This is a genomic window from Pseudomonas sp. REP124 (assembly GCF_020164475.1).
Lineage (GTDB): Bacteria > Pseudomonadota > Gammaproteobacteria > Pseudomonadales > Pseudomonadaceae > Aquipseudomonas.
Window position 1 is genome coordinate 1 of the sequence record NZ_JAIQWX010000183.1, and the last position, 11,108, is coordinate 11,108.

General features: G+C 60.1%; 9 protein-coding genes and 1 pseudogene. 5 read left to right on the forward strand and 5 right to left on the reverse strand.

Going from position 1 to position 11,108, the window contains the following annotated elements:
• The 3 genes and pseudogenes from K9857_RS27335 to K9857_RS27345 all read right to left on the reverse strand — a co-directional run.
• Positions 1–103, reverse strand: a pseudogene (locus tag K9857_RS27335) (thermostable hemolysin); the annotation flags it as partial.
• Between the two features lie 174 nt (positions 104–277).
• Positions 278–1,378 (reverse strand): DNA alkylation repair protein, encoded by a 1,101-nt coding sequence (locus tag K9857_RS27340; protein WP_224541206.1) that lies wholly within the window; start codon positions 1,376–1,378, stop codon positions 278–280.
• A 147-nt stretch (positions 1,379–1,525) separates the two neighbouring features.
• Positions 1,526–3,334: a monovalent cation:proton antiporter-2 (CPA2) family protein gene (locus tag K9857_RS27345; RefSeq protein ID WP_224541208.1), complete on the reverse strand. Its 1,809-nt coding sequence runs from the start codon at positions 3,332–3,334 to the stop codon at positions 1,526–1,528.
• Positions 3,335–3,566: 232 nt separating this feature from the next.
• Between K9857_RS27345 and K9857_RS27350 the strand changes: the two genes are divergently transcribed.
• The 4 genes from K9857_RS27350 (at position 3,567) to K9857_RS27365 (ending at position 8,426) form a co-directional block, all read left to right on the forward strand.
• Entirely contained in the window at positions 3,567–4,418 is an 852-nt protein-coding gene (locus K9857_RS27350; RefSeq protein ID WP_224541210.1) for a response regulator transcription factor, read from the forward strand.
• A gap of 41 nt (positions 4,419–4,459) precedes the next feature.
• The gene (locus tag K9857_RS27355) at positions 4,460–5,842 is read left to right on the forward strand and encodes an aspartate aminotransferase family protein (RefSeq protein WP_224541211.1); all 1,383 of its coding nucleotides are present in this window, start codon (positions 4,460–4,462) and stop codon (positions 5,840–5,842) included.
• 166 nt (positions 5,843–6,008) lie between these two features.
• Positions 6,009–7,400 carry an APC family permease gene (locus K9857_RS27360; protein WP_411961621.1) on the forward strand — a complete coding sequence of 464 codons (1,392 nt, stop codon included), beginning with the start codon at positions 6,009–6,011 and terminating at the stop codon, positions 7,398–7,400.
• A gap of 111 nt (positions 7,401–7,511) precedes the next feature.
• On the forward strand, positions 7,512–8,426 hold the full coding sequence (locus K9857_RS27365; protein ID WP_224541213.1) for a LysR family transcriptional regulator: 915 nt from the start codon (positions 7,512–7,514) through the stop codon (positions 8,424–8,426).
• Here K9857_RS27365 and K9857_RS27370 read toward each other — a convergent pair.
• Both K9857_RS27370 and K9857_RS27375 read right to left on the reverse strand, forming a co-directional pair.
• Positions 8,416–9,192 carry a substrate-binding domain-containing protein gene (locus K9857_RS27370; protein WP_224541220.1) on the reverse strand — a complete coding sequence of 259 codons (777 nt, stop codon included), beginning with the start codon at positions 9,190–9,192 and terminating at the stop codon, positions 8,416–8,418. The two genes, K9857_RS27365 and K9857_RS27370, sit on opposite strands and share 11 nt — an antisense overlap.
• Positions 9,193–9,218: 26 nt before the next feature.
• Entirely contained in the window at positions 9,219–10,511 is a 1,293-nt protein-coding gene (locus K9857_RS27375; RefSeq protein ID WP_224541215.1) for an MFS transporter, read from the reverse strand.
• Positions 10,512–10,737: 226 nt separating this feature from the next.
• Between K9857_RS27375 and K9857_RS27380 the strand changes: the two genes are divergently transcribed.
• Positions 10,738–11,076, forward strand: coding sequence for an FKBP-type peptidyl-prolyl cis-trans isomerase (locus tag K9857_RS27380; RefSeq protein WP_224541218.1), 339 nt, complete (start codon positions 10,738–10,740; stop codon positions 11,074–11,076).
• Positions 11,077–11,108 lie beyond the last annotated feature (32 nt).

The window sequence follows — 11,108 nt, forward strand, 5'->3', positions numbered from 1 at the left end:
GGCGTTGTGAATCGTCGGGCAACGCCCGCTCCAGGCTCAACTGCGGGGTTTCGGCGTCACCGAAGTGCAGTGGCAAGGGTATGTTCCAGTCGAAAAAGGGCATGGGCTGACGCCTCCCGGAAAAGTCTGGGAGGAGTATCCGAGGGATTTCTTAATGGAATCTGAAGGTGAGGTTGCCCGCAGGAACTCGGTTGGAGCTGTCGAGTGCAACGTGGCTGCGATTTCTTAGATCAAGATCAAAAGATCGCAGCCTTCGGCAGCTCCAGGGGTTTGTGGCTCAGGGAAGGATATCGAACGCCGTACTGGCCAGCCGTTCGCCGTTGACCATGATGTGCACCGCATGCCTTCCCGCGTAGTGCCGGCGGGTGGTGAGTTCCTTGATGTGCTGGCCGCGGGTGATGGCTTCGGTGGCGTGGCCGGGCAGGGTCAGGGCCTTGAGCTTGAAGACTTTGGCTGAGGTGCTGCCGTTGGCTTTGACGTAGTCGATGGCGTAGTCGATCACCAGGCGCTGGCTGTCCTCGACCCTGGATCTGACGGCGAAGGACAGGGTGATTTTCTCTCCCAGGCCGATCACCGGCGGGTTGACCTGCACGTCGACGATGTCTACTTCAGGCTTGCCGCCGGCCCCGATGATCGCCAAGGCCCGCGGATTGCCCTGTTTGATCAGGCTGCGCAGGGCGTGTTTGGCGATCCACGCGGTGTGTTTGTTGTCCAGCGACCAGCCTTCGATCAGGTCCAGGACCCAGTCGGGATGGTCCTTGGTGATGTCGTTGAGGTGATTGGCCACGGACTTGCGCACATAAAGGCTGGGGTCGGCCTTGAGGTTGTCGAGAATGCCCATGGCCAGGCGCGGGTCGGCCTGAATCCGTTCCAGGCGGAACGACCACGGCAGGCGCGGGCGGCAACCTTCGCTGGCCAGACGCCGGACGTGCTCGTTGTCGTCCAGCGACCAGTCATGCATATGTTTAAGCGTGCGTTCCAGATCGCTGCGCAGGAACGGGCGGATCGCAAATTCCGAGGAGCCGAAGGCGGTGAAATACTTGAGCGCGTCCATGGACAGCTCGAAGCGGTCGGCGCCATAGATGGCCACGTATTGGGGCAGGCACATGCTGACAAAGGCGCTGTTGAGCCGTGGGGCGAGGGCGCGCAATAGCGGTAGCGAGGCTTCGAAGTCCAGCGGCAGCACGGCATGCAGGGATTCGCTGACCCGGGCCAGGCGCTGCATGATCGAGAGTTCGGCCAGGTCTTTGGTGACCAGCTTCAGGAAGGCCTTGGCGTCGAAGGCCGGATAGACCGCGCTCATCTCGGTGGCGATGTGCCGGAGGCGTTCGGCGTTGAAGATTTCCTTGAGGGCGGGGGCGGGTTGGTCAGTTGACATTTTAGGGCCTTGGTAATTGTGGTTAATCCGTTACACCGCGTTATCGTTCTTCGCGGGCAAGCCTCGCTCCTACAGAATTGTGTGGACACCCACATCTCTGTAGGAGCGAGGCTTGCCCGCGAAGAGGCCGGTACATTCAACGCAAATTCAATGCTTCTTCGCCTGCTCTTCCAACTCATCCGACTCAAACAACCGCGCCAGTTCCGCCCGCGCCTCCTGAGCCGTCTGCATCACCTTCGCCGCATCGTCATAAACCGCATGCTGGGCCTCGAGCACCTGTTCATCGTGAAGCTTGAAGCGCTTGATCCGCGCATCGGCCTGGGCTTGGGTCAAGCCAAGGCCGATCAACGTCTGCCGGCTCATTTCCAGGCTCGAATAGAACGTTTCACGAATCGGATGAGCGCCCACGTCCATCAAGCGATGCACATGCTGGCGGTTACGGGCGCGGGCGATGATCTTCATGTGCGGGTAGAGCTTGCGCACCAGTTCGGCGGTCTTGATGTTGGCGTCCGGGTCGTCGGTGGCGATCACGAAGTACTCGGCCTGTTCGACCTTGGCCGCGCTGAGGATTTCCGGGCGCATCGGGTCGCCGTAGAACACCGGGACACCGCCGAAACTGCGGGACAGCTCGATGGTTTCCACCGAAGTGTCTAGGGCGACGAACTTGATGTTCTGCGCCCGCAGGATCCGCGCCACGATCTGGCCCATGCGGCCCATGCCGGCGATCACCACCCGAGGTTCGTCAGTGTCGATTTCGCGGAATTTCTCCGGCACCACCACCGGTTGCACTTTCGGGCTGACCAGCCGTGCGCAGAGCAGGATCAACAGCGGCGTCATGGCCATCGACAGGGTGATCGCCAGCACCAGCAGGTCATACAGGCGCGGATCGAACAGCGAAGCGTCACGGCCGATCTTGAACACCACGAACGCAAATTCACCACCGGCCGCCAGCACGATGCCCAGGCGGATGGCGCTGACCTTGTTCAGGCCTCCGGCCAGTCGGCCGAGCACGAACAGCAGGGGAAACTTGACGGCGATCAGCAGCACGGTCAGGCCCAGCACCACGATCGGCTCGCGCAGCAGCAGGCTGAGATTGGCGCCCATGCCGACGCTCATGAAGAACAGCCCCAGCAACAGGCCCTTGAACGGTTCGATCTGCGCTTCCAGTTCGTGGCGATATTCGGAATCCGCCAGCAGCAGGCCGGCGAGGAACGCGCCCAAGGCCATGGAGATCCCGGCAATGCCCATCAGCCAGGCGGTACCGATCACCACCAGCAGCGCGGTGGCGGTGGAGACTTCCGGCAGGTTGCTCTTGGCGACAATGCGAAACACCGGCCGCAGCAGGTAGCGCCCGCCGACCACCACGATGGCGATACTGCCCAGCACTTCCAGGCCGTGGTTCAGATCCTGCGCGGCCGTGGTGTTGTGGTCCACGCCTGCCAGCAGCGGCACCATGGCGATCAGTGGGATGGCGGCGATGTCCTGGAACAGCAGGATCGCAAAGGCCAGGCGTCCGTGGGGGCTGGTCAGTTCCTTGCGCTCGGCCAAGCTTTGCAGGCCAAACGCGGTGGACGACAGCGCCAGGCCCAGGCCCAGCACGATCGCACTGTTCAGCGGTTGCCCGAACACGAACAGCGCCAGCGCACCCAGCACCCCGCCCGTGAGCAGCACTTGCGCCAGGCCGACGCCGAACACCGACTTGCGCATCACCCACAGCCGTCGTGGCGACAGTTCAAGACCGATGATGAACAGCAGCAGCACCACGCCCAGTTCCGAGATATGGGCGACGCTTTCCGGGTTGCCGATCAGGCCCAGCACCGAAGGGCCGATGATCACCCCCGCGAACAGATAGCCCAGCACGGCGCCCAGTTGCAGGCGTTTGGCGAGGGGGACGGTGAGGACTGCCGCGAGAAGAAACACGACAGCGGCTTGTAGCAGATAGCCTTCTTGGGGCATTGGGGAAACTCCATCAACTCGGTACGGCGGTCGACAAGGATAAAGGCTGGGGTTCGCACAGATCTACCGTTGAATCTAGCTGGCTTGAGGCTGCGATGTGATGAACGCGGATTCCCCCTATAGGGTGATACCGGATTCTTTTGACGCGTGGGAGAATTCTCGCCACTAACGAAGCGGGTTCCATGGCTTCAGAAACAACCTTCAGGGCTTCTCCCGACTTGGGTGGCATGCAATGGAAAGTCAGCGACTTACATCAGTGCAGTGGTACCAGCAGATGGCGAAAGCCACTGAAGTCGTGGGTCGGCCGGACTTTTTCAGTGTGCTGGTCAATGCCTTGGGCACGCTGGCGCCCATCCACGCAGCCACGCTGTATCTCTATCCGCACGATGGCCTGCCCACGGCGCTGTTCGAGCGCGACGACGAAGGGCATTTGCGGCCTGACGGAAGCGTCAAACAGTACCTGTCGGGATTTTATCTGCTGGATCCGTTCTATGGGATCTCCGTCGAAAACGTCACCTCTGGCTGTTATCACCTGCCGGATATCGCCCCCGACCATTTCGAGCGCAGCGAATACTATCTCGCGTTCTATCAGCACGGCCGCATCGGCGATGAACTCAACTACATCCTGCAGATTTCCCCGGGTTTCACCATCGCGGTGTCGTTGATCAGTGGGGAAAAATTCAGCGAAGAGTCGTTGCAGCAGTTCAAGCTCATCAGCCCCTGGATACTTGCGCTGCTGGACAAACATTGGGAAGGCGTCGGCGGCGAAGCGCTGAGTGGCATGTTCGAAAACATCTTCGCCCGCAAGATACATGCGGCACTCAACAGTTTTGGTTGTTCAGTCTTGTCTCAGCGTGAATGCAAGATCACCCAGCTTATATTGAAGGGACATTCCACCAAGTCTTTGGCTGAGCGACTTTCGATATCTGAAGACACCGTAAAGTCTCATCGAAAAAACGCCTACAACAAGATGAATATCAACTCGCAGTCCGAGTTGTTCGCGCTGTTCATACAATCCCTTTCTCAAGCTCGAGACGTTTACTTCAAAGATCCACTGGAAAGTTACAGGCGCCCGGACCAATAACCAGGCACTTAAACAACCCAAAAAATAAAAAGGTAAATCATATGAATGTTCCATTCAGGCTCAGTCGTGCCACCGAAGATTATCAGGCGTCCGATGCTGCGCATCACATACATGCCTTTCTTGATCAAAAGGCATTGAATGCCGAAGGTCCGCGCGTGATTGTCCGAGGTGAAGGCCTTTATCTCTGGGACAACGATGGCCGTCGTTATCTCGACGGAATGTCGGGCCTGTGGTGCACCCAGCTGGGTTATGGCCGCAAGGACCTGACCGCCGCGGCCAGCACGCAAATGGATCAGTTGGCTTACTACAACATGTTCTTCCACACCACTCACCCGGCCGTGATCGAGTTGTCCGAGTTGCTGTTCAGCCTGCTGCCCAAGCACTACAGCCACGTGATCTATACCAACTCCGGCTCGGAAGCCAACGAAGTATTGATCCGCACCGTGCGTCGTTTCTGGCAGATTGAAGGCAAGCCACAGAAGAAGATCATGATCGGCCGCTGGAACGGTTATCACGGCTCGACGCTTGCGGCCACGGCACTGGGCGGCATGAAGTTCATGCACGAAATGGGCGGGATGATTCCGGACATCGCGCACATCGATGAACCCTACTGGTACGCACAGGGCGGCGATCTCACGCCTGCAGAATTCGGGCACAAGTGTGCGCAGCAACTGGAAGAGAAAATCCTCGAACTGGGCGCTGAAAACGTCGCCGGCTTTATCGCCGAACCCTTCCAGGGCGCCGGCGGCATGATCTTCCCGCCTGAGAGCTACTGGCCGGAAATCCAGCGCATCTGCCGCAAGTACGATGTGCTGCTGTGTGCCGATGAAGTGATCGGCGGCTTCGGCCGCACCGGCGAATGGTTCGCTCACCAACACTTCGGATTCGAGCCGGACACCCTGTCGATCGCCAAGGGCCTGACCAGCGGCTACATCCCGATGGGTGGACTGGTGCTGTCCAAGCGGATCGCCGAAGCACTGGTGGAAGAGGGTGGCGTGTTCGCCCACGGCCTGACGTACTCCGGTCACCCGGTCGCAGCCGCCGTGGCCGTGGCCAACCTCAAGGCCTTGCGCGATGAAGGCATCGTCACCCGGGTCAAGAACGACACCGGCCCGTACCTGCAAAGTTGCCTGCGTGAAGTGTTCGGCAACCACCCGCTGATTGGCGAGATTCAGGGCGCCGGTCTCGTGGCCGCCTTGCAGTTCGCCGAGGACAAGGCCACTCGCAAGCGTTTCGAAAACGAGAACGACATTGCCTGGCAGTGCCGCACTTTCGGTTTCGAGGAAGGCGTGATCATTCGTTCGACATTGGGCCGGATGATCATGGCGCCAGCACTGGTGGCCGGGCGTGCGGAGATCGATGAGTTGGTCGAGAAAACCCGCAAGGCAGTCGATCGCACTGCGCAGCAGATCGGTCGCCTGTAAGGGGACAGGGATAGACAGCGCCAACTTATTGTTGGCGCCTGTTTCGGTCAGACGCTGATAGTCCAGGTTGCGGTAGTTCAACTAGCTGACAGGAAGAAGTTTCTTCCTCGTATTGCCTTGGGCGCAGATCAACAATCCTAAACTCCCCATGATTCAGGAGTTCTTAATGAATACAAAAATAAGAGCGTCAAACTCCTCCGTTTCAATCGACTCAGTTGAAGGTGACCATAGCGGTAATACGGCAACTTTCAGAAAGTCTCTCGGTATCCCTTCACTGGTTCTTTTCGGCCTGGCCTACATGGTGCCGCTCGCCGTATTTACAACGTACGGACTGGTCACGCAAATGACCAAGGGCAACATGCCCACGGCTTACCTGTTTACCCTGGCCGCCATGTTGTTGACCGCCTACAGTTACGGTCGAATGGTTCAGGCGCATCCTTATTCGGGCTCGGTCTACACCTACACCCGGAAAACCTTTGGCGCCTACTTCGGTTTCATGGCCGGATGGACGCTGTTGCTGGATTACATCTTCCTGCCATTGCTCAGCTATCTGCTGATCGGCATCTACATGGCGGAGTATTTCCCGGCCATTCCCGCCTATGTCTGGGTATTGGGTTCCATTCTGCTGGTGACTTTCCTCAATCTTGTCGGTATCGAGTCGGTCAACCGGGTGAACCTGGTGCTGGTCGTAGCGCAACTGGCGTTTATCGTGGTGTTTGTCACGCTGTCGATCCAGCGCTTCAGTGCGCAGGCCAGCGATGTGTCCCTGATGTTGCCGTTCCACAACTCCGAATTCAGCCTGCCGATCGTGTTCTCCGGCGCCGCGGTGCTGTGTCTTTCCTTCCTGGGGTTCGATGCGGTGTCGACCATGGCCGAGGAAGCGCGTAATCCCCGGTACCGCATTCCCACGGCGATCATGGCCGTGACCCTGATTGGCGGTGTGTTGTTCGTGATCGTGGCTTACTTCGCACAACTGGTCTTCCCCGAGTGGAAAACCTTCGTCGATGCCGATTCCGCCTCTGTCGACGTGATGCGGCGTGTGGGTGGGGAGATGCTGGTGACGGCGTTCACGGCCACCTATGTCGCGGGCTGCTTCGCTTCGGCGATGGTGTCGCAGGCCAGCGTTTCGCGGGTGTTGTTCGCGATGGGCCGGGATGGCGCGCTGCCTCGCGCGTTCGGGGTGCTGATGACGAAGAAGCGGGTGCCGGTGACGGCGGTCCTGGTGGTCAGTCTGCTGTCCATGATCGCCCTGGTGATCACCCTGGATACCGTTGCGAACATGATCAGCTTCGGCGCGCTCTTTGCGTTCTCGGCGGTCAATCTGGCGGTGATCAAGCACTATCTGGTCGACGAGCGCAAAACCGGGTTCAAGAACTTCGTACTGTATGGACTGATTCCGGCCTTGGGGTTCCTATCGACCGTCTGGCTGTGGACCAGCCTGTCGCACATGTCCTTCGTGATCGGGCTGTGCTGGATGGCGCTCGGGCTTGTGTGTTTGCTGAGCATGACGCAAATGTTCCGCGTCAAATTGCCGAAACTGCAAATGGCTGAAAAATAAGCGGTTTCACGGAGGGGCGATAATCGCCCCTCGGTGTGACGTTGTTCTTTGCATCAATCAGTTACATTTATAGAATAGACAGATCAATCCTGTCTGTTTTCCGAGCACCTCATGGCCATCAACTTCGACCTTAACGACCTGCAAGCCTTTCGCGCGGTGGTCGAGCAGGGGAGTTTTCGCAAGGCCGCCGACACCGTTCGCATCTCCCAGCCGGCCCTGAGCCGACGCATCGAAAAGCTAGAGGACGCCCTTGGCGTGCGGCTGTTCGAGCGCACCACGCGCAAGGTCAGCCTGACCCAGGCCGGTCGCGGGTTCATGCCCCGGGTCGAGCGTCTGCTGGATGACCTGGACATCGCCTTGCTGGGCATCAGCGAAGTCGCCTCGAACCGTCTCGGCCATGTCACCGTCGCCTGTGTGCCTTCGGCGGCGTACTACTTCATGCCCCGGGTGATTGCGCGCTATCACCAGCAATTTCCCAAGATCAAGGTCAAGGTCCTCGACTCCAGCGCCCACGAAGTGCTGAGCGCGGTGGTCAACGGCGAAGCGGATTTCGGCCTGAGCTTTATGGGCACGCTGGAGGCCGAGGTGGATTTCGAGCCGCTGGTGCAGGAAAGCTACGTGGTCGCCTGCCGCCGTGATCATCCACTGGCAGTGCGCAGCAGCGTGACCTGGGACGAGTTCTATCAGCAGGATTACATCTCGCTGGACAAGACGTCGGGCAACCGCTTCTTGCTGGATCAGGCGTTGACGCGGGTGGTGCCGCGGCGGCCAAGCATCTGCGAGACCCTGCATGTGACGACCATGATCGGCCTGGTGGAGGCGGGATTGGGAGTGGCGGCGGTGCCGCTGATGGCGATGCCGGCGGCGGATCACCCGATTTTGACGCGGGTGCCGCTCACCGACCCGCAGGTGATTCGCAGCGTCGGCCTGATCAAGCGCCGGGGTCGAACCCTGACCCCGGCTGCACTGGAACTGGAACGCCTGGTGGTGGAAATGAAAGTCCTGCCGCCTTCGGTCAGCGACTGACCGAATCCAGGCCGGTGGCTTTCACATCCGCTTGCGCGGCGGAGGAGGCCAGGTAATCCAGCAACGCCTTGGCTTCGGCCGGGTGCTGCGCGCCCACCGGGATGCCGGCGGCAAAACGCGTCACGGACTGCACCGATTCCGGAATCTTCGCCACGAAACTCACCCCCGGCACAGGCAGCAGTTCGCTGACCTGCTGGAAGCCCAGTTGATAGTCGCCGGTGGCAACCACCGAGCCCACGGGGATCTTCGGCACCATGGTCGATTTGCCCTTGAGCTGGTCTTCGATGCCCAGGCGCTTGAACAGCTGCTGCTCGATGTAGACACCGCTGGCGCTGTCGGAATAGGCCACGGATCTGGCGTCGAGCAGGGTCTTTTTCAGGCCGTCCACCGAGCTGATATCCGGCTTGGGCGCGCCTTCACGCACCACCAGGCCGATCCGCGAGTCCGCCAGCTCGACCCGTGACGCCGGGTCGACCTTGCCTTGCTTGATCAGGTCGTCCAGGGCGTAACCGACCATGATCACCACATCGGCTTTCTCGCCACGGGCCAGGCGATTGGGGATCGCTTCCGGGGCCTTGCCCATCGACGGACCCAGGGCTGTGTCGAGGGTGTTGCCGGTGGAGGCGGCGAATTTCGGGCCGAGGACTTTATAGGCAGCGGTGAAGCCACCGGAGGTCATCACACGAATCTCTTCGGCCTGGGCGACGGTGCTCGCGCCCAGGCTGACCAGCAGCGCCAGGGCCGCGACATTGAACAGTTTTTTCATGGACAGGTTCTCGATCAAGGCCAGTTTCACGACAGCGCCGGTTGCAGACGACCGCCGGCACGGCGATACATGTACAGCGTCGCGCACAGTGCGCAGAGCGCCGCCACACTCATCCAGTAGCCGGGGGCCGCTTTGTCGCCGGTGTACTGGATCAGGAAGGTCGACATCGCCGGGGTGAAACCGCCAAACAGCGCAGTGGCCAGGCTGTAGGCCAGGGAGAAGCCCGCGACCCGCACTTCGACCGGCATGATTTCCGTCAGCGCCGGGATCATCGCGCCGTTGTACAGGCCATAGATGAACGACAGCCACAGCAGCACCAGCAGCATGTTGATGAAGCTCGGTGCCTGCACCAGGTACGACAGCGCCGGATAGGTCGTCGCCAGTGCCAGCAGGGCCATGGTGATCAGCACCGGACGACGGCCGATGCGATCGGACAGCGCACCGCCAATCGGCAGCCAGAAGAAGTTCGACACGCCCACCAGCAGGGTCACCAGCAGCGCATCGGACGTGCTCAGGTGCAGCACGGTTTTACCGAAGGTCGGCGCGTACACGGTGATCAGGTAGAAGGCGGTGGTGGTCAGGGCGACCATCAGCATGCCGGCGAACACGGTCACCCAGTTCTGCGCCAGGGTACGGAACACTTCGCGCATGCTTGGACGATGTTTGCGGGTGGCGAATTCTTCGGTCTCTTCCAGGTTACGGCGCAGCAGGAAGATGAACGGCACGATCATGCAGCCGACGAAAAACGGAATCCGCCAGCCCCAGTCGGCGATAGTTGCGGGTGCCATCCACTGGTTGAGGGCATAACCCAGGGCGGCGGCGACAATGATTGCCACTTGCTGGCTACCGGACTGCCAGCTGGTGAAGAAGCCCTTGCGACCGGGTGTGGCGATCTCCGAGAGATACACCGAGACGCCACCCAGTTCGGCACCAGCCGAAAAACCTTGCAGCAGCCGGCCGACCAGCACCAGTGCCGGGGCGAACAGGCCGATGGTTTCGTAACCTGGCACCAGCACAATCAATATCGTGCCGCTGGCCATGATCGACAGGGTGACGATCAGGCCTTTGCGCCGGCCGACGTCATCGATGTAGGCACCGAGCACCACCGCGCCCAGCGGACGCATCAAAAAGCCTGCGCCGAATACGGCGAAGGTCATCATCAAGGAGGCGAATTCACTGCTGGCAGGGAAGAACACCGACGCGATCTGCGTGGCGTAGAAGCCGAAAAGAAAGAAATCGAACTGTTCGAGGAAGTTGCCCGAGGTGACCCGGAAGATTGCGCTGGCCCGGGAGCGTCCGCGCGGAATTGTGGCTGTCATCGATAAGTACTCCACCGCTTTTATGACGTGCGCCAACTGCTGGCGGCGCACGGTTCTTATTGGGGCGGATAGTGGCGCAGGGGGATCGATATGTTAATTGCATAGTTGGCATGCATTGATGCGTGGAGCGGATCAATACCGTCGCCACGCTTAATGTCATGTTGCCAACCGGATGGTTTTCTGGGAAAACCACGCCCATCGAATCCTGTCAGGCAGACCCGGCGTCATGAATGAAGAACTGCAAATCATCGAAATCCAGAAAGGCGACGGCGAAGCAGCCGTCAAGGGCGCGTTGATCACCACCCAATATCGCGGATGGCTGGAAGACGGCACCGAATTCGACTCCTCCTACAGTCGGGGCAAACCGTTCCAGTGTGTGATCGGCACGGGGCGCGTAATCAAGGGGTGGGATCAGGGGCTTTTGGGGATGCAGGTCGGTGGCAAGCGCAAGCTGCTGGTGCCGGCGCACTTGGGTTACGGCGAGCGCAGCATGGGCAAGATCACGCCGAACTCGAACCTGATTTTCGAGATTGAATTGCTGGAAGTGCTGACGCGGGATGATTGATCGGACGCCATCGCGAGCAGGCTCGCTCCCAC

What these genes read in the sequence shown, in the direction of transcription:
- K9857_RS27340 (WP_224541206.1), bottom strand. Translation starts at nt 1,378, where the DNA reads ATGTCAACTGACCAACCCGCCCCCGCCCTCAAGGAAATCTTCAACGCC.
- K9857_RS27345 (WP_224541208.1), bottom strand. Translation starts at nt 3,334, where the DNA reads ATGCCCCAAGAAGGCTATCTGCTACAAGCCGCTGTCGTGTTTCTTCTC.
- K9857_RS27350 (WP_224541210.1), top strand. Translation starts at nt 3,567, where the DNA reads ATGGAAAGTCAGCGACTTACATCAGTGCAGTGGTACCAGCAGATGGCG.
- K9857_RS27355 (WP_224541211.1), top strand. Translation starts at nt 4,460, where the DNA reads ATGAATGTTCCATTCAGGCTCAGTCGTGCCACCGAAGATTATCAGGCG.
- K9857_RS27360 (WP_411961621.1), top strand. Translation starts at nt 6,009, where the DNA reads ATGAATACAAAAATAAGAGCGTCAAACTCCTCCGTTTCAATCGACTCA.
- K9857_RS27365 (WP_224541213.1), top strand. Translation starts at nt 7,512, where the DNA reads ATGGCCATCAACTTCGACCTTAACGACCTGCAAGCCTTTCGCGCGGTG.
- K9857_RS27370 (WP_224541220.1), bottom strand. Translation starts at nt 9,192, where the DNA reads ATGAAAAAACTGTTCAATGTCGCGGCCCTGGCGCTGCTGGTCAGCCTG.
- K9857_RS27375 (WP_224541215.1), bottom strand. Translation starts at nt 10,511, where the DNA reads ATGACAGCCACAATTCCGCGCGGACGCTCCCGGGCCAGCGCAATCTTC.
- K9857_RS27380 (WP_224541218.1), top strand. Translation starts at nt 10,738, where the DNA reads ATGAATGAAGAACTGCAAATCATCGAAATCCAGAAAGGCGACGGCGAA.